The sequence below is a fragment of the Iamia sp. genome (assembly GCF_035575815.1).
In the GTDB taxonomy this organism is placed as follows: Bacteria; Actinomycetota; Acidimicrobiia; order Acidimicrobiales; family Iamiaceae; genus Iamia.
This window is the reverse complement of sequence record NZ_DATLXO010000140.1, coordinates 1-16,767: the sequence shown is the minus strand read 5'-3', so window position 1 is coordinate 16,767 and position 16,767 is coordinate 1. Positions and strand designations below refer to the sequence as shown.

General features: G+C 73.0%; 21 protein-coding genes and 1 tRNA gene. 21 read left to right on the top strand and 1 reads right to left on the bottom strand.

Features of this window, described 5'->3' with window-relative positions; translation table 11 throughout:
* The first annotated feature begins 149 nt into the window (after positions 1-149).
* Entirely contained in the window at positions 150-458 is a 309-nt protein-coding gene (locus VNL12_RS14740; protein ID WP_325595702.1) for a nucleotidyltransferase family protein, read from the top strand.
* A 43-nt stretch (positions 459-501) separates the two neighbouring features.
* Positions 502-651 carry a hypothetical protein gene (locus VNL12_RS14735; protein ID WP_325595701.1) on the top strand — a complete coding sequence of 50 codons (150 nt, stop codon included), beginning with the start codon at positions 502-504 and terminating at the stop codon, positions 649-651.
* A gap of 198 nt (positions 652-849) precedes the next feature.
* Here the strand turns inward: VNL12_RS14735 and VNL12_RS14730 are convergent, their stop codons facing one another.
* Positions 850-1,920: a molybdopterin-dependent oxidoreductase gene (locus tag VNL12_RS14730; protein ID WP_325595700.1), complete on the bottom strand. Its 1,071-nt coding sequence runs from the start codon at positions 1,918-1,920 to the stop codon at positions 850-852.
* Between the two features lie 101 nt (positions 1,921-2,021).
* Between VNL12_RS14730 and VNL12_RS14725 the strand changes: the two genes are divergently transcribed.
* The 19 genes from VNL12_RS14725 to VNL12_RS14635 all read left to right on the top strand — a co-directional run.
* Positions 2,022-2,095: transfer RNA gene (locus VNL12_RS14725), tRNA-His, on the top strand.
* Positions 2,096-2,147: 52 nt separating this feature from the next.
* Positions 2,148-3,620, top strand: a complete 1,473-nt coding sequence (hisS, locus tag VNL12_RS14720) for a histidine--tRNA ligase (RefSeq protein ID WP_325595699.1) — start codon at positions 2,148-2,150, stop codon at positions 3,618-3,620.
* Between the two features lie 173 nt (positions 3,621-3,793).
* Positions 3,794-5,089 carry a lipase family protein gene (locus tag VNL12_RS14715; RefSeq protein WP_325595698.1) on the top strand — a complete coding sequence of 432 codons (1,296 nt, stop codon included), beginning with the start codon at positions 3,794-3,796 and terminating at the stop codon, positions 5,087-5,089.
* Between the two features lie 60 nt (positions 5,090-5,149).
* Positions 5,150-6,733: a serine/threonine-protein kinase gene (locus VNL12_RS14710; RefSeq protein ID WP_325595697.1), complete on the top strand. Its 1,584-nt coding sequence runs from the start codon at positions 5,150-5,152 to the stop codon at positions 6,731-6,733.
* Between the two features lie 99 nt (positions 6,734-6,832).
* The gene (locus VNL12_RS14705; RefSeq protein ID WP_325595696.1) at positions 6,833-7,039 is read left to right on the top strand and encodes a hypothetical protein; all 207 of its coding nucleotides are present in this window, start codon (positions 6,833-6,835) and stop codon (positions 7,037-7,039) included.
* 90 nt (positions 7,040-7,129) lie between these two features.
* On the top strand, positions 7,130-7,741 hold the full coding sequence (locus tag VNL12_RS14700) for a sigma-70 family RNA polymerase sigma factor (RefSeq protein ID WP_325595695.1): 612 nt from the start codon (positions 7,130-7,132) through the stop codon (positions 7,739-7,741).
* A 12-nt stretch (positions 7,742-7,753) separates the two neighbouring features.
* Positions 7,754-7,981, top strand: a complete 228-nt coding sequence (gene rsrA, locus VNL12_RS14695) for a mycothiol system anti-sigma-R factor (RefSeq protein WP_325595694.1) — start codon at positions 7,754-7,756, stop codon at positions 7,979-7,981.
* Positions 7,982-7,983: 2 nt separating this feature from the next.
* Positions 7,984-8,154: a hypothetical protein gene (locus VNL12_RS14690; RefSeq protein ID WP_325595693.1), complete on the top strand. Its 171-nt coding sequence runs from the start codon at positions 7,984-7,986 to the stop codon at positions 8,152-8,154.
* 108 nt (positions 8,155-8,262) lie between these two features.
* Positions 8,263-8,409 (top strand): hypothetical protein, encoded by a 147-nt coding sequence (locus VNL12_RS14685; RefSeq protein WP_325595692.1) that lies wholly within the window; start codon positions 8,263-8,265, stop codon positions 8,407-8,409.
* Positions 8,410-8,422: 13 nt separating this feature from the next.
* On the top strand, positions 8,423-9,496 hold the full coding sequence (locus tag VNL12_RS14680; protein ID WP_325595691.1) for a zinc-dependent metalloprotease: 1,074 nt from the start codon (positions 8,423-8,425) through the stop codon (positions 9,494-9,496).
* Between the two features lie 40 nt (positions 9,497-9,536).
* On the top strand, positions 9,537-10,418 hold the full coding sequence (gene tilS / locus VNL12_RS14675) for a tRNA lysidine(34) synthetase TilS (protein WP_325595690.1): 882 nt from the start codon (positions 9,537-9,539) through the stop codon (positions 10,416-10,418).
* An 87-nt stretch (positions 10,419-10,505) separates the two neighbouring features.
* Entirely contained in the window at positions 10,506-11,060 is a 555-nt protein-coding gene (hpt, locus tag VNL12_RS14670) for a hypoxanthine phosphoribosyltransferase (RefSeq protein WP_325595689.1), read from the top strand.
* Positions 11,061-11,089: 29 nt separating this feature from the next.
* Positions 11,090-11,695, top strand: coding sequence for a GTP cyclohydrolase I FolE (gene folE / locus VNL12_RS14665; RefSeq protein ID WP_349257859.1), 606 nt, complete (start codon positions 11,090-11,092; stop codon positions 11,693-11,695).
* 58 nt (positions 11,696-11,753) lie between these two features.
* Positions 11,754-14,066 (top strand): FdhF/YdeP family oxidoreductase, encoded by a 2,313-nt coding sequence (locus VNL12_RS14660; RefSeq protein WP_325595687.1) that lies wholly within the window; start codon positions 11,754-11,756, stop codon positions 14,064-14,066.
* Between the two features lie 60 nt (positions 14,067-14,126).
* Positions 14,127-14,936, top strand: a complete 810-nt coding sequence (gene folP / locus VNL12_RS14655; protein ID WP_325595686.1) for a dihydropteroate synthase — start codon at positions 14,127-14,129, stop codon at positions 14,934-14,936.
* Between the two features lie 131 nt (positions 14,937-15,067).
* A complete protein-coding gene (locus tag VNL12_RS14650) occupies positions 15,068-15,577 on the top strand; it encodes a hypothetical protein (protein WP_325595685.1) in 510 nt (169 codons plus the stop codon).
* Positions 15,570-15,950: a dihydroneopterin aldolase gene (gene folB / locus VNL12_RS14645; protein WP_325595684.1), complete on the top strand. Its 381-nt coding sequence runs from the start codon at positions 15,570-15,572 to the stop codon at positions 15,948-15,950. Before VNL12_RS14650 ends, folB begins: the two co-directional genes overlap by 8 nt.
* On the top strand, positions 15,947-16,453 hold the full coding sequence (gene folK, locus VNL12_RS14640; protein ID WP_325595683.1) for a 2-amino-4-hydroxy-6-hydroxymethyldihydropteridine diphosphokinase: 507 nt from the start codon (positions 15,947-15,949) through the stop codon (positions 16,451-16,453). Before folB ends, folK begins: the two co-directional genes overlap by 4 nt.
* Before the next feature lie 74 nt (positions 16,454-16,527).
* Positions 16,528-16,767: hypothetical protein (locus tag VNL12_RS14635; RefSeq protein WP_325595682.1), on the top strand; the 240-nt coding region annotated here is incomplete at its 3' end.

Below are 16,767 nucleotides of genomic sequence, written 5' to 3'. Positions count from 1 at the left end.
CTCGTAATGAGAAGGTCCGGGGTTCGATTCCCCGCTCGGGCTCCGCTGTGGCCTGCCGTTCGTGGGCGACCTCGGCCGTCGGACGGCAGCCGGTGGCGAGTCAACGCGCGACGATGGGGTATCCCCAACTGTGCCGTGAGTGTCGAGAGATGATCCCTGAGCTGAAGACCCAGCGAGATGCCATCGCTGAACTGTGCCGCCGGTTCGGTGTGCTGCGGCTCGACGTGTTCGGGTCTGCGGTCGCCGGTGGGTTCGACGACGAGCCCAGCGACGTCGACCTCCTCGTCGACTTCGATCCGCACTCGACGAGGAGCCGCTTCGACGCCTACTTCGGTCTGAAGGAGGGCTTGGAGGACCTGTTCGGTCGTCCTGTCGATCTCGTCGCTCCGTCTGCCCTCGGCGATCCCCACTTTGCAGAGTCGGTCGCACGGAGTCGTCTCGACCTCTATGCCACGTGACCCTCGCGCCTACTTGTGGGACGCCCGGCAAGCGGCCGATCACGTGGCCACGTTCGTCGCCGGTCGCTCGTGGGATGACCACGTCCAGGACGTGATCTACGCCAGCATCGATGACCAGCTGGTGTGGGATGTCGCGATTGAGCGCGTGGGACCACTCGTCGACGCACTGACCGATCTCCTGGGCGACCGCTGAGCACCTCGGGGGCGCGGAGTGGGTTTCGGTCCGCGCTAACCGAGGGCGCGGAGGCGGTCGATGCGGGGGTTCTCCGCGCCGAGGTGGCGGACGAGGACGCCGATCACCCGGTCGAGGTCGAGGGTGCCGGCGGTGGCCATCTCCTCGAGGTCGGCCCAGTCCTTGGTCCGATCGAAGAACGCCGCGGGGTGGGCGTCGTCACTCCAGGGGGAGAGGGAGCTGCAGCCACCACGGGCGGTCGTCGAGCTCCACCGCCACGACCCACTTGACCCACCACGGCCCCCGCCGACCCGGGGCGACGAGCCGCACCGGCTCGCCGTGGCCCCGGCGCAGCGGCTCACCGCCGTACCCGACCGCGAGGTGCAGGTGGGCCCGGTCGGAGTAGGGGAGCAGCCGGCTGTAGCCGGTGAACGACGTGACCCGGATGCTCCGGGCCCGGCCGTCCTCGAGCAGCTCGGCCAGGGGCACCGCGTCCCAACGCTGGGTGCTCGACCACCCACCGGTGCAGTCGACCGTCGCCGTCACCGGTCGGGTCGCCGCCCGGAGCTCGGCGATCGTCACCGGTCGCCCTCCGATGACGAGGGGCCAGTCGTCGTCGACCGCCGACGGAGCGGTGTCGTTGAGCCAGGAGACCGCCGGCATCTGATCCGGGTCGAAGGAGCCGACGTCGTGGGAGCCCGTCGCCCGGCGCTCGCCCCCAGGCTGCGCCGTCCCCCTCACCACGACCTCCTGGGCCGCGTAGGCCGCGGCCCCGATGGCCAGCGCCGCCCCGCCCCGCAGCGCGGCGCGACGGTCGAGGTCGGCCAACCGAGGCCGTGACGGCCGGCTCCCCACGTGCCAGGCGAGTACCGGGACGAGGACCACGGCGACCAGCACGTGGGTCCACAGCGCGGTCCACTCACCGACGCCGAACCAGAGCGCGGTGGCGTGGGCCACGCCGAGGGCGATGGTCACCAAGATGCCGACCCCGAAGCCGATCGAGATCCACCGGGTGGCGCGGCCGCGACGTAGCCCGGTGTGCACCGAACCGCGGAGCTTGGCGCCTGAGAGCACCAGCACGGTCAGCCCGCAGACGCCGTGGGCCACGGTCAGCCAACGGACCCACCCGGTGCCGACGGTCCATGCGGCCAGCCCGGTGGCGAGCGCGGCCAGCAGGAGCACCTCGAGCACGACGTCGACCTGGCGGGCGGTCATCCGGGCGCGGGCCGAGCCCGCACGCGCCGGCGCCGGCTGGTGGCCCTCTCGGCCGGGTGCGCCCACGGTCCGCATGGTCCCTCCTCGTTTCCCCTGTTCCTACCGCACCGGTGACCTGAGCGGGGGGCAACCGTGTTGCGGGAGAGTGGGTGCGAGCACCACAATCGAAGCCTTGCGCTGCTGTAGCTCAGTTGGTTAGAGCGCCTGGTTGTGGACCAGGAGGCCATGGGTTCAAGTCCCATCAGCAGTACTCGGGCCGCTCCGGTGCACCGATGGCCACCAGAGACGATGAGGAGCCCACGATGGCCGCAGACGCCCGCCCCAAGGCCCGGCTGCCCAACGGCTTCGCCGACGTCCCGGCCGACGAGCTCTCGGCGCGCCTCTCGATGCTCGAGACGCTGCTGGCCAGCTACCGGCTCTACGGGTTCGCACCCCTCGAGACCCCTGCGATCGAGTACCTCGACGCCCTCGGCAAGAACCTCCCCGACGAGGACGCTCCGGACCAGGGTGTGTTCGCCCTGCGCGACGACGACGACCAGTGGGTCGCGCTGCGCTACGACCTCACCGCGCCGCTGGCCCGCTACGTCGCCCAGCACCACCAGGCGCTCCCGACCCCGTTCCGCCGGTACCAGGCCGGGCCGGTGTGGCGGCGCGAGAAGCCCGGGCCGGGCCGGTTCCGCCAGTTCACCCAGTGCGACTTCGACACGGTCGGAAGCTCGTCGATGGCCGTCGATGCCGAGGCCTGCGCCCTGCTCGCCGAGAGCCTCGAGCGCGTCGGGATCCCGCGGGGCGACTACGAGGTGCGGGTCAACGACCGCAAGGTGCTGAGCGGCATCCTCGCCCGCAGCGGGGTCACCGACGCCGGCGCGCAGCTGAACGTGCTGCGCGCCGTCGACAAGCTCGATCGCCTCGGTCTCGACGGCGTGCGCCAGCTGCTCGGGTCGGGGCGGCGCGACGCGTCCGGCGACGTCACCGCGGGGGCCGGGCTCACCGATGAGCAGGTCGAGCTGGTGCTCGCCTTCGTCAGCGCCGGCGATCCGTCACGGACCGCCGTGCTCGACACGCTCACCGACCTGGTGGGCGACGATCCCACCGGGCGGGCCGGCCTCGAGGAGCTGACGGCCATCGCCGCCGCCCTCGACTCCATGGGCGTGGGCGGCGATGTGGTCTTCGACCCCAGCGTCGTGCGGGGGCTCGCGTACTACACCGGTCCGGTGTTCGAGGCCGCCCTCACCTTCGAGACCCCGGACGAGAAGGGCCGGCCCCGCCAGTTCGGGTCCGTCGCCGGTGGGGGCCGCTACGACGACCTCGTTCGCCGCTTCACCGGCCAGGACGTCCCTGCCTGTGGGGCCAGCGTCGGCGTCGATCGCCTGCTCGCTGCGCTGCGCACCCGCCGGTCGGCCGAAGCCGGGATGACCGATTCGGGTCCCGTCGTGGTGACCGTCATGGATCGTGACCGCGTCGCCGACTACCAGTCCATGGTGGCCGAGCTCCGCGCCGCCGGGATCCGCGCCGAGCTCTACCTGGGCACCCAGAAGTTCGCCAAACAGCTCCGGTACGCAGATCAGCGCGGGGCGCCGGTCGCAGTCATCGCCGGCGAGAACGAGTTCGAGGCCGGCGAGGTGCAGCTGAAGGACCTCGCCCTGGGCGCCCGACGGGCCCGGGAGATCACCGACCGCGACGAGTGGCGCGCCGATCAGTCGGCCCAGCGCACCGTCCCCCGCGCCGGGCTGGTGGACGGGGTGCAGGAGATCCTCCGCCGATCCGGAGGCTGAACCGGAGGCTGGACCCGGCGACTGCGTCCGCGCGGGTCGGCGAGCCTGGGACCGGAGCCTCCCGTCGACAGGTCGACGCGCTACCTCGGTGGGTGCCGATCGACCTCTCGACAAGCGGAGGCGGACGCGGCAATCCGGTGCGCCGACGCGACGGTTTGGTATGGTGCCCGGGCATGACACCCGTGGTCTCGTCCCGCTCGCGGTTGGCGGCCGTGGCCGGCGTGGTCCTCCTCGCCGTGGCCGCGTGCTCGGGCGGCACTTCCGCAGCCGACGGCGACGGGTCCTCGACCACGGCAACGATCGAGGCCGAGGGCATCAGCCCGAGCTCAGAGGCGGGTGACGTCGAGGGGGAGGCGGGTGACGTCGAGCCCGAGGAGCTCGACGCCGGGGCCGACCTCTACGCCGTGCCGGACCCGATCCCCGAGGACGAGCACGGCACCCTGCTGCGCTACCAGGAGATCACGCCCACACAGGTCGAAGGGTCGACGACCTGGCGGGTGATGTACCTCTCGGAGTCGCTGGAGGGCGAGTCCATCGTCGTCACCGGCACGGTGCTCGTGCCCACCGCCCCCGCCCCGGCGGAGGGTCGGATGGTGGTGGCCAACGCGCACGGCACCACCGGCATCGCCGACGAGTGCGCCCCGTCCAAGGACGGCGGCGACGTGGCGCTGGCCCTGATGGGCCCCGTCCTCGACGCGGGATGGGTCGTGACCTCGACCGACTACGAGGGATTGGGCACGCCCGGTCGCCACCCGTACCTCGTGGGCGAGAGCGAGGGGCGCGGCGTGATCGACTCGGTGCGGGCCGCGGCGCAGCTGCCCGACGCCGAGCTGGGCGACCAGCTGGCCCTCACCGGCTACTCCCAGGGCGGCCACGGCGCCCTGTGGGCCGGCGAGATCGCTGCCGAGTGGGCTCCCGAGCTTGAGGTGGTGGGCACCTTCGCCGGAGCCCCGGCCACCGAGATCGATCTGATCCTGCAGGTCGCGCCCAGCCTTCCCCAGGCCGGGTTCGCCTACATGATCGTGGCCGGGATCGCTGCGGCCTACCCCGAGGCCGACCCGGCGCTGTTCCTCACCGACGAGGGGGTGGCGCGCCTCGATGCCGTCGACGAGGGGTGCATCGGTGAGATCTTCGCGGCGGTCTCCGGTGTCCCGGCGACCGACCTGGTGCGGGCCGGCGGCGCAGAGGTCGAGCCGTGGAAGTCCCTCGCCGTGGAGAACAACCCGGGGCAGGTCACGACCGACGCGCCGATCCTCATCATCCACAGCGAGCAGGACGACACCGTGCCCGTCGCCCTGAGCGGGATCCTCGAGGGCCGCATGTGCGGCCTGGGCCAGGTGGTCGAGCTCCGGGTGCTCCCCGAGGGCGGAAGCCACGGCGGCGCCGCACCAGAGGCCTTCCGCCAGGGCCTCGAGTGGCTCACCGGCCTGGTGGAGGGGACCGAGCCGGTCGACGGCTGCGCGGCCTGACCGCCCGGCCCCCGGTGCGGGCGTCGTTTCCTGGTCGGAGGGCAGGGGTACCGGACCGACATGGAGACCGTGGGCCCCTACCGCCTCGACGCGCTCGTCGGCCGGGGCACCACGGGCTCGGTGTGGCGCGCGACCCGCACCGGGGCCCTGGCCCACGTGGTGGCGGTGAAGCGGGCCCGCACGGCGACCAGCGACGAGGGCACCGCCCGGCTCCGCCGCGAGGCCGAGATCCTCGCCGAGCTCGACCACCCCCACATCGTGCGGGTCATCGACGTGCTCGACGACGGCGACGCGGTGGCCATCGTGATGTCGTTCGCCCGGGGCGGATCACTCCACGACCTCCTCGCCGAGCGCGGCCGCCTCACGCCCGGCCAGACCGTCGCCGTCCTCTCCCGCATCGCCGATGCCCTCGGCTCGGCCCACCGTCGCGGCGTGTTCCACGGCGACGTGAAGCCGGCCAACATCCTCTTCACCACCGACGGCGAACCCCTCCTCGGTGACTTCGGCGTGGCCCAGCACCTCCTGCCCGGGCTCGCCGGCCTCGCCGGCGTGGGGGGGTTGCCCACCGTCGAGGGCACTGCCGGCTACGTCGACCCGGCCCTCGTGGAGAGCGGGCGGCCCGAGCCCCGCAACGACGTCTACGGGCTCGCGGTGGTCGCGTACCTCTGCCTCACCGGCCGGTTGCCCCACGCCGGCACGACATCTCGCGAGATCCTCGCCGCGGCCGAGGTGGGTGACCACCCGACCCTGCTCGACGACGAGGCGGTGCCGCCCCGGCTGGCCGAGCTGGTCGAGGCCGCCCTGGCCCGCGAACCGTCCCGCCGGCCGGCGTCGGCCGAGGCCATGGCCGTCAGCCTGCGGGCGACGGTGAGCCCGAGCCAGGTGGCGTTGCCGGGGGTCGCCCTGGCGGTCGTCGCCCCCCACGACGACGACCGACCACCAGCGGATGATCCCGACGACGTCGACGGCGAGGCCGGCGTCGGTGCGGGGGCCGGGCGGCGCGCCGTGGGGGCGGCGACGCCGGACGGTGCGACCCCTCCGCCTCGGGGCACCCGAGCCTTCGGCCCCCGCCCTCCCGAGCCCGACGCCGAGCCCGAGGCCGGCCGCCCGCTCGTGACCGGCCTGGTGGTGGTCGTCCTCCTCGCCGGCGCGATCGGCGGCGGGCTGTGGGCCCGGGCCCGACTGGCCGCCGAGCAGGCCCCGGGCCGGGTCGCGGTGGAGGCCGGCGGCACCCCGCGCGGCATCGAGTGCCCGACGGTGCCCGCCATCGAGGTGCCGAACGGGGCGGAGGAGCTCACGGCCGACTTCGAGGGCGACGGCTGCCCCGTCCAGGTGGTCTGGGACGGGCGGGTGATGCGCTTCCGACTGGAGGCGACCGACGCGGAGCCCCGCACTTTCCAGTTCGAGCCCGAAGCCGGGGGCCGGGGTCAGCTCATGGTCGGCGACTGGGACTGCGACGGGGCCGACACCCCCGCGTTCTACCAGCCGGGCACCGGTCGGGTGGCCTACTTCAGCGACGTCCCCGAACGGGTGCAGGGAGAGGTCGACGCCCAGTTCGTCGACACCGGTGTCATCGACGGCCGGGCCGAGGTCGCCGCCGACGACGACGGCTGCGACACCGTCGAGGTCTCGGCCCAGGCGTAGCCCGGGTCCGTCGTCGACCACAGGGGCGTAGGGTTCCGGGGGTCGGCGCCGCCTGGCGGCGCGTGCACACCAGTGCCAGGGCCGAAGAGGAGCGAGGAGATGGCGGGATGGGGTGATGACCCGGTGCTCGCCGAGCTCCGGGGGCTCCTGTACGAACAGGGCTGGCGCCCGGTGCGGGTGATCGAGGCCACCGACGGCGACGCGGTCGAGGTCGAGGGCCCCGACGGCGACCGCCGCACCTTCACCTCGGACCACATCGCGTTCCACCGCTTCGTCGAGGGCCTGGGCGAGGACTTCGACCTCTAGCCACCCGGCCGCGGCCTCGGTCCCATGGCGGGGGGAGCGGCCAGCACCCGGACCGCTACGGTTGGACCATGGTTCGTGTGGTGATCTCCGATGGCTGACCAGGCCACCTTCGCCGATGCCGCCATGCCCCTGATGGGGTCGCTGTACTCGGCCGCGCTGCGGATGACCCGCAACCCCGCCGATGCGGAGGACCTGGTGCAGGAGACCTACCTGAAGGCCTACCGGGGCTACGGCGGCTTCGAGGAGGGCACCAACCTCAAGGCCTGGCTCTACCGCATCCTCACCAACACCTACATCAACATCTACCGGGCCAAGAAGCGCCGCCCGGACGAGACCGACCTCGACGAGGTCGAGGACCTGTACCTCTACCGCCGCCTCGGTGGCCTCGAAGCGGCCCAGATCAGCCGCTCGGCCGAGGACGAGCTGATGGACTGGTTCACTGAGGACGAGGTCAAGGAGGCCGTCGAGGACCTCCCCGAGCAGTTCCGACTCGCCGTGCTCCTGGCCGACGTCGAGGGCTTCTCCTACAAGGAGATCGCCGAGATCCTGGAGATCCCGATCGGCACGGTGATGAGCCGGCTCCACCGGGGAAGAAGTCGTCTCCAGAAGTCGTTGTACGACTTCGCACGGAGTCGTGGCCTCGCGGACGAGGACACCGACCCCGACGCACCGCCCCGCCGCCAGACGCAGAAGGCTCGTTGAGCACCCCCTCCCATGGACGATTGCCACGACGCTCTCCACGAGCTCTACCAGTACATCGACGGTGAGCTCACCGAGGGGCGACGTGCGGACATCACCTCGCACCTGAACGCGTGCGGGGAGTGCTTCGAGGCCTTCGACTTCCAGGCCGAGCTGCGTCAGGTCGTGGCCCACAAGTGCCGCGACGAGGTGCCCGAGGCCCTGAAGGCTCGCGTCGCCCACCTGATCGAGGGCGAGGCCTGACCGTGCCCCGGGCCCGAGCCTCCGCTCCGGTCCGGTCTGTTCCGCCTCCCCTGGCGCGCACCTGCGCCGAGGAGGGGTGCACCACGCGCCTCTCGGTCTACAACGACGCCGCCCACTGCTCGCTGCACTGCCCCGCGGAGCTGCTGCGCACCCGCGGCCGACACATCGCCTGACCGGCCCATCCGGGCGACGACGCGGGGCAGGGCGCCGGCCCCGTCGCCGCTCGCTGACCCTGCGCCTGCGGTTGGGGGGCGCCCGGTGCCGCCCCTAGGATTGCGCCCATGCTCCTCGGTGCCGTCGTCTGGACCCAGTGGATGGCCGTCGGCTTGGCCATAGGCGTCGTCCTGGCCACGATCGCCACGATCGTCGGCTACTTCCGCTCCGTCGTCCGGCCCAAGTACCCGCCCCGCGGGTCGCGCCGGGCCTGATCGGACCCACGACGTGTCCCCGAGCGCGATCGACTGGGCGCTGGCCGAGCGCGTGGCCGTGCGCGCCGCGGGCACCGACCCCTTCGCCCGGTCGTACCACGCGGACTCCCTGGTCGCAGACTTCCATGAGCTGACCTCCCTGGCCGAGGAGCAGGTCGCTCTGGCCACCGGCCTGCGCAGCCTGGCCGGCCCGGCGCGGGCCCGTGTCGATGACCGGGCCGCGTGGATCCGGGCCAACATCGCCTCGTTCCAGCGCCTGCTGCGACCGGTCACGAACCGCCTCGAGGAGAAGGTCGGCTCGGGGATGCTGGCCCCGGTCGCCCGCCGGGCCGCGGGCGCCGAGGTCGGCGCCCTGCTGGGGTGGATGTCGGGCCGGGTGCTCGGCCAGTACGACCTGCTGGTCATCGAGGACGAGGACCCTGAGGAGCAGGACCTGGTCCACTACGTGGGGCCCAACATCTTGGCCCTGGAGAAGAAGTTCGCCTTCCCACCTCGTGAGTTCCGCCAGTGGCTGGCCCTCCACGAGGTCACCCACCGCATGCAGTTCACCGGCATCCCGTGGATGCGCGCGCACTTCCTCGGCCTGGTCGACGGCATGGTCTCCGCCGTCGACGACGACCCCAAGGAGCTCCTCAGCGCCGTCACCCGCGCCGCCGAGGAGATCCGCCAGGGCCGCAACCCCCTCGACGATGGGGGCATCGCCGCCCTGTTCACCACGCCCGCCCAAAAGGATCTGATGGAGCACATCGGCGGCCTCATGAGCCTGCTCGAGGGCCACGGCGACGTCACCATGGACCGCGCCGGCGCGGACCAGATCCCCAGCGCGGTGCGCTTCGGCCAGGTGCTGCGCCAACGGCGCCAGCAGGCCAACCCCGTGATCAAGGTCGTGCAGAAGCTGATCGGCCTCGACGCCAAGCTCAAGCAGTACGAGGAGGGCGAGCGCTTCATCGAGGCCGTCGAGGGCGCCGGCGGCCCCATGACGCTCGACCAGGCGTGGGAGGAACCGGCCAACCTGCCCACCATGGCCGAGATCCGCGACCCCGACGCCTGGCTCCACCGGGTCGGCGTGGTCGAGCCCGCCGCCTGACCGAACAGGCGCCCCGGTGACGCCTGACCGTGCTGGAACGGTGGCAGTGCTGGCGCGGCGGTGCGCGTTCCCGGCGCCGGGGACCGAGGTCACCGCCGCGGTGTCGGGCGGGGCCGACTCACTCGCGCTGCTGGTGCTGGCCGTCGGGGCCGGGTGCCAGGTGACCGCCGTGCACGTCGACCACGCTCTTCGGCCCGGTTCGGCCGAGGAGGCCGACGTGGTGGCCGCCGCTGCGGGCCGGTACGGCGCTCGCTTCCGGGCGGAGCGGGTGGAGGTCGGGCCCGGTCCGAACCTCGAGGCCCGGGCCCGCGCTGCCCGTTGGTCGGTGCTCCCCGCCGATGCGTGCACCGGTCACACCCTCGATGATCGGGCCGAGACGGTGCTGGTCAACCTGCTGCGAGGGGCGGGGTCGACCGGCCTCGGGGCCCTGCGCCCCGGCCCTCGCCACCCGATCCTCGCCCTCCGCCGGGCCGAGACCCACGCCCTGTGCGCAGCCGAGGGCCTGACCCCGGTCGCCGACCCGTCGAACGACGACCCGCGCTTCGTCCGCAACCGGGTCCGCCACGAGGTGCTGCCCCTGCTCGCCGCCGTGGCCGGTCGCGACCTGGTGCCGGTGCTGGCCCGCCAGGCCGGGCTGCTGGCCGACGACGCCGATCTGATCGACACCCTCGCCGCCGCGGTCGACCCCACCGATGCCGCCGCCCTGTCCGCCGCGCCCGTCGCGCTGGCCCGGGCGGCTCTGCGGATCTGGCTGCGACCGGCCGGCGGAGGCCACCCGCCCTCGACCGCGGCCGTCGAGCGCGTGCTCGCCGTCGCCGCCGGCACCCACGTGGCCACCGAGCTCGCCGGGGGCTGGCGCGTCCACCGCTCGGCCCAGCGCCTCCACCTCGAGCCCCCGTCACCCGGTGGACGTCAACCTTGAGCGGTTGACGTCGCCAGGAGCGGTCAACCGCTCAAAGTCTGGGGGCTACCGGCGGGGTGGGGGGTCGGAGCCGGTACCGTGCGGCCGATGGATCCTGCGCCCTCATCGTCGGACGATCCAGCGCTCGGAGAGGTCGTCGTGAGCGAGGCGGACATCGCCCGCCGGGTGGCCGAGCTGGGCGCCGAGATCTCCACGGACTACGCGGCGCGGACCCCGTTGCTCGTCGGTGTCCTGAAGGGCGCCTTCGTGTTCATGGCCGACCTGGCGCGGGCCATCGACCGGCCTGTCGAGTGTGACTTCATGGCCGTCTCTTCCTACGGTGCCGCGACCAAGACGAGCGGGGTGGTCCGCATCGTCAAGGACCTCGACCTCGACCTCACCGGCCGTGACGTGATCATCGTCGAGGACATCATCGACAGCGGCCTCACCCTCCAGTACCTGCGCCGGAACCTCCTGGCCCGGGGCCCGGCCAGCCTCGAGGTCTGCGCCTTGCTCCTCCGGGAGGGCCAGCAGAGGGGCGACCTCGGCCTCCGCTACGTCGGGTTCAGCATCCCGCCTGACTTCGTGATCGGCTACGGCCTCGACGTCGCCGAGCGCTACCGGAACCTGGCCGACGTCCGCACCTACGAGGGGGCTCCGTGACCGCGACCGCCCGCCCCGACGACGGCCCCGTGCCCGTTCGCCCTCCCACCGGTCCCACCGGCGGCGTCGACGAGGCCCGCGTGGCCGCCGCCGTCCGCGAGCTGCTCGACGCCATTGGCGAGGACATCGAGCGCCAAGGGCTCCTCGACACGCCCGCTCGCGTGGCCCGGCTGTGGACCGAGGTCGCCTCTGGCCTCCACGAGGACCCTCGTCGCCACCTGAGGATCACCTTCGAGGCCGATCACGACGAGATGGTCATGGTGCGCGACATCCCGATGTACTCGATGTGCGAGCACCACCTCATCCCCTTCGTCGGCCAGGCGCACGTCGCCTACATCCCCAACGACGACGGTCGGGTCATCGGCCTCTCGAAGGTGGCCCGCCTCGTCGACGGCTACGCCCGGCGCCCGCAGGTGCAGGAGCGCCTCACGGCCCAGGTGGCCGACGCGCTCTCCGAGACCCTCGAGCCCAAGGGCGTCATGGTCGTCGTGGAGGCCGAGCACCTGTGCATGTCGATGCGTGGCGTGCGCCAGGCCGGCACCTCCACCGTGACCTCGGCGGTGCGAGGGCTGTTCCGCTCGAGCGTGGCCACCCGCCAGGAGGCCATGCGCTTCATCACGCGAGGTGCCCGCTAGGCGGCGGGCGGCCGCCGACCACGACCCGGGCTCGCCGCGAGCCCCGAGAGGACGACCCGTGCACAAGGCGGCTCCCGCCCACGACCAGGGCGACGAGCACATCGAGGTGGGGCCTCCGGTGCAGGAGGCCGCCGGCGTCAAGGCGGTGGTGGCCAGCACCCGCATGGCGATCGAGCAGATGGGCCTGCGCCGAAGCCTCACCTCGCTGCTCCGGATCAACCAGACGGATGGCTTCGACTGCCCGGGGTGCGCCTGGCCCGAGCCCGGCGACCGCTCCCACGCCGAGTTCTGCGAGAACGGGGCCAAGGCGGTGGCCGAGGAGGCCACCCGCCGCACCGTCGGGGCCGACCTCTTCGCCCGCCACACCGTCGCGGAGCTCGCCGGGCGCAGCGACCACTGGCTCGGCCAGCAGGGCCGTCTCACCGAGCCGGTGGTCCTCCGGCCCGGCTCCGAGCACTACGCGGCGATCTCGTGGGCCGACGCCTACGACCTCGTCGCCGGCGAGCTGCGCGCCCTCGACCACCCCGACCAGGCGATCTTCTACACCTCGGGCCGCACCAGCAACGAGGCCGCCTTCGCCTACCAGCTCTTCGTCCGGGCCCTCGGCACCAACAACATGCCTGACTGCTCGAACATGTGCCACGAGTCGAGCGGCGCGGCGCTGAGCGAGACCCTCGGCTCCGGCAAGGGCACGGTGCTGCTCGACGACATCCACGACACCGACCTGATCCTCGTGGTGGGTCAGAACCCCGGCACCAACCACCCGCGGATGCTCACGGCCCTCGAGGTGGCCAAGGAGGGCGGAGCCCGGATCATCGCCGTGAACCCGTTGCCCGAGGCCGGACTGGTGCGGTTCAAGAACCCGCAGCGCCCCAAGGGCGTGATCGGCCGGGGCACCGAGCTGGCCGACCAGCTGTTGGCGATCAGGGTGAACGGCGACCTGGCCCTGTTCCAGGCCCTCGGCGCCCGGCTCCTCGACGAAGACGCGCGCCGAGGCGGGCGCGACGCCACCGAGCCCGTGCTCGACCACGCCTTCATCGAGCGCCACACCGACGGGTTCGAGGCCTACGCCGCCCACGCCGCCACCCTCGACCCCGCCGCGGTGGCCGAGGCCACGGGCCTGGCCGAGGCCGAGATCGACCGCACCGCCGAGCTGGTCATGGGCGCTGATCGCATCATCGTGTGCTGGGCCATGGGTCTCACCCAGCACCGCAACTCGGTCGCCACGATCCGCGAGATCGTCAACTTCCTGTTGCTGCGGGGCAACGTGGGGCGTCCCGGGGCCGGGGCCTGCCCGGTGCGGGGTCACAGCAACGTCCAGGGTGACCGCACCATGGGCATCGACGACAAGCCGGCGTCGCAGTTCCTCGACGCCCTGGGCGCGGAGTTTGCCTTCACCCCGCCCCGCGAGCACGGCCACGACACGGTGGAGGCCATCCGGGCCATGGCTCGGGGCGAGACCCGGGTGTTCATGTCCATGGGCGGCAACTTCGGCGCCGCCGCGCCCGACACCGACGTCACCCTCGCCGCCCTCGGCCGCTGCGGGCTGACCGTCCACGTCTCGACCAAGCTCAACCGCACCCACACCGCGCCGGGGGCGACATCGCTGATCCTGCCGTGCAAGGGGCGCACCGACCGCGACGAGCAGGGTGGCCGCCCCCAGGCCGTCACCGTGGAGGACTCCATGGGCATGGTCCACTCGTCTCGCGGGCTCCTGCGGCCCCCGGTCGACGAGCTGCCGAGCGAGGTCGAGGTCGTCGCCCAGATCGCGCGCCGCTCGGTGGCGGATCGGGCCCAGGTCGACTGGGAGGGCCTCCAGGCCGACTACTCCCGCATCCGCGACCACATCAGCCGGGTGGTGCCGGGCTTCGAGGACTACGACCGGCGGGCGGCGGAGCCCGGTGGCTTCACCCTGCCCAACGGCCCCCGCGACAGCCGCACCTTCGCCACCGCCACGGGCACGGCCCGCTTCACCGTGAACCCGCTCGAGATCCTGCGGGTGCCCGAGGGGCGCCTGCTGCTGCAGACCGTGCGCAGCCACGACCAGTACAACACCACGATCTACGGCCTGGACGACCGCTACCGCGGCATCCGTCAGGGTCGCCGCGTCGTGTTCGTCAGCCCCGATGACCTCGAGGTGCTCGGGTTCACCGACGGAGACCACGTCGACGTGGTCTCCGAGTGGAGCGACGGTGACCGTCGCGCGCCGGGTTTCCGGTTGGTGTCCTACCCGGTGGCGCGCGGGACCTGCGCCGCCTACTTCCCGGAGGCCAACGTGCTCGTCCCGCTGGGCAGCACGGCCGAGGTGAGCAACACGCCGACCTCGAAGTCGATCATCGTCCGCTTCGAGCACACCGCCGCCGAGGCCTGAGAGGCCGAGCGGACAGGGCCACCCCGGGGGCGTGACCGACGAGGCCGTAGATTCGCCCGAGTGGCCCCCGATCGACCTCTCGTCATGGGGGTCGTGAACGTCACGCCCGACTCGTTCTCCGACGGCGGGCGCTACCTCGACCACGAGGCGGCCGTCGCCCACGGGCTTCGCCTGGTGGCCGAGGGGGCCGACGTGATCGACGTGGGCGGTGAGTCCACCCGTCCCGGCGCGGAGCCGGTGCCCGACGCCGAGGAGCTCGACCGGGTGGTGCCCGTCGTCGCCGCCCTCAGCCCGGAGGTGCGGGTGTCGGTCGACACCCGCAAGGTGGTCGTGGCCACCGCCGCCATCGCCGCCGGCGCCACGCTGGTCAACGACGTCTCGGCCTCGCTGCACCAGGTCGCGGCCGACGCCGGCGTGGGCTGGGTGGCGATGCACATGCTCGGCGACCCCCGCACCATGCAGCAGCGCAACCCTCGCTACGGCGACGTGGTGGCCGAGGTGGCGGCGTTCCTGGTCGAGCGGGCCGAGCGGGGCCGCACCGCGGGGGTGCGGGAGCTCTGGATCGACCCCGGCATCGGCTTCGGCAAGACCGCCGCCCACAACCTGGCTCTGCTCGGCCGGCTCGACGAGCTGGTCGCGACCGGTTTCGGAGTGATGGTGGCCACGAGCCGCAAGCGCTTCCTCGGCGCCCTGCTGGCCCGCGCCGATGGCGTCGACGAGCCGGTGCCGGCCGGCGACCGGCTCGAGGGGTCGTTGGCCACCGCGGTGTGGTGCTACGCGGCGGGCGCGGGCATGGTGCGGGCCCACGACGTGGCCGAGACCGTGGCCGCGGCCCGGATCGTGTCGAACGGTCCCCGCCCCGTATCCTGAGCCGGCGCCGCCGCGGCACGCCTCCCGCCTCTCGTGGCGTGATGGGGCATGATCGGAGGCGGCTCGCGGAGGCCCCGGCACGGGGTCGGGCCGCGCACGATTGCAACCGAGAGGACACACCCCCGATGGGGATGAAGGGCAAGTGGGCCCAGGGCATCCGCCCCCGCAACTTCTCCTGGGTCATCAAGGACCGCTTCGCGGTCTGCGAGCGGCCCGGTGGGTACGGCGCCAACCACCGACGGGTGCGCCGCCAGGAGGAGATCATCTGGGTGCGCGAACAGGGGTTCAGCAAGGTGATCTCGATCATCCCGGCCAACCACAACCTCCACAGCTACACCGAGCTCGAGGTGGCGTGGATGCACCGGCCGTTCCGGTCCCACGACGACCCCCCCGCCGTGCTGGCCCTGCTGTTCCCCGAGATCGATGCCCTCCTGGCCGGCGGTGAGCGCGTCCTGCTCCACGGCGACGAGCTGGGCGACCGCATCGCCGGGCTGGTGGCGGCGTACGTGATCTGGTCCGGGCTCGTGCCCGAGGCGCCGAAGGCCACCATGCTCGTCGAGCGCATGCTCACCCGCCAGATCGGCCCCGTCGGCCGTGAGCTGGTCGCCCTGGCCCCGACCATCCCCGACGCCCGTGTCTGAGCTGACGACCCCCGACCGCATCGAGCTGCGGGGCCTCACCGCCCTGGGGGTGTGCGGTGCCCTGCCCGAGGAGCAGGACCGCGCCCAGCCCCTCGAGGTCGACCTCGACATCGAGGCCGACCTGAGCCCGGCCGGCGAGTCCGACGACCTCGACGAGACCGTTGACTACGGCGCCGTGTGCGAGCTGGTCGAGCGGGTCATCACGACCGAGCGCTTCCGCCTGCTCGAGCGCCTCTCGGCCCGGATCGCCGAGCTGATCCTCTCCGACGACAGGGTGCTCGGCGTCACCGTCACGGTGCGCAAGCTGCGTCCGCCGGTGGCGCAGATCATCGCCACCTCGGGGGTCCGCATCACCCGTCGTCGGACGGTGTGAGCGACCCGGGCACCGAGGCCCGAGGCCCGGGTTCGGCTCCGTCGCGCCGGGTGCTGCTGGGCCTCGGCTCCAACCTCGGTGATCGGGTCGGCCACCTGCGCGGGGCGATCGCCGCCCTCGGTGACGAGGTGGTCGCGACCTCCGACGTGTTCGAGACGGCGCCGGTCGGTGGCCCCGATCAGGGACGGTACCTGAACGTGGTGGTGGCCATGCGGACCGCCGTGGGGGCGCGGGCCCTGCTCGCCCGGGGCCAGGCCCTCGAGGCCGATGCGTCGCGGGAGCGCACGGTGCGGTGGGGCCCCCGCACCCTCGACGTCGACATCTTGTGGATCGACGGCGAGCGCCACGCCGAGCCGGACCTTGCGGTGCCGCACCCTCGCATGGCCGAGCGGGCCTTCGTGATGGTGCCCCTCGCCGATGTCGCCCCTGACCTGGTACCCGCCGGCTGGTCGGCTCCGGGTCAGGAGGTCACGCGGCTGGGCCCGCTCGGAGCCGTATCGTAGGGCGGCGCCTGCCCGGGAGGACGCGAGGTCGGCTGCTACCGTCGAACGGCGGCGGCAGAGAGGTGAGCTGGGAGATGTCCGAGACGGAGACCGGGGCTGCGTCTCCTCCCACCCAGGCGCGACGGCGGCTGGTCGCCATCGCCCTTGCCCGGCGGCCCCACCTGGCGCTGCACGAGCTGCACTCGATCCTCGAGCGCCTCGACCTCGGGGTCGACACACCCACCCTGGTCGCCGACCTCGACGCCCTCGGTTACGACGTGGACGACGAGGAGGAGGAGGAGGAGGAGGAGGGACCAGCGGGGCCGGTCTCGGGC

Coding starts and splice junctions, on each gene's coding strand:
- VNL12_RS14740 (WP_325595702.1), top strand. CDS start 150: ATGATCCCTGAGCTGAAGACCCAGCGAGATGCCATCGCTGAACTGTGC.
- VNL12_RS14730 (WP_325595700.1), bottom strand. CDS start 1,920: ATGCGGACCGTGGGCGCACCCGGCCGAGAGGGCCACCAGCCGGCGCCG.
- hisS (WP_325595699.1), top strand. CDS start 2,148: ATGGCCGCAGACGCCCGCCCCAAGGCCCGGCTGCCCAACGGCTTCGCC.
- VNL12_RS14715 (WP_325595698.1), top strand. CDS start 3,794: ATGACACCCGTGGTCTCGTCCCGCTCGCGGTTGGCGGCCGTGGCCGGC.
- VNL12_RS14710 (WP_325595697.1), top strand. CDS start 5,150: ATGGAGACCGTGGGCCCCTACCGCCTCGACGCGCTCGTCGGCCGGGGC.
- VNL12_RS14705 (WP_325595696.1), top strand. CDS start 6,833: ATGGCGGGATGGGGTGATGACCCGGTGCTCGCCGAGCTCCGGGGGCTC.
- VNL12_RS14700 (WP_325595695.1), top strand. CDS start 7,130: ATGGCTGACCAGGCCACCTTCGCCGATGCCGCCATGCCCCTGATGGGG.
- rsrA (WP_325595694.1), top strand. CDS start 7,754: ATGGACGATTGCCACGACGCTCTCCACGAGCTCTACCAGTACATCGAC.
- VNL12_RS14685 (WP_325595692.1), top strand. CDS start 8,263: ATGCTCCTCGGTGCCGTCGTCTGGACCCAGTGGATGGCCGTCGGCTTG.
- hpt (WP_325595689.1), top strand. CDS start 10,506: ATGGATCCTGCGCCCTCATCGTCGGACGATCCAGCGCTCGGAGAGGTC.
- VNL12_RS14650 (WP_325595685.1), top strand. CDS start 15,068: ATGAAGGGCAAGTGGGCCCAGGGCATCCGCCCCCGCAACTTCTCCTGG.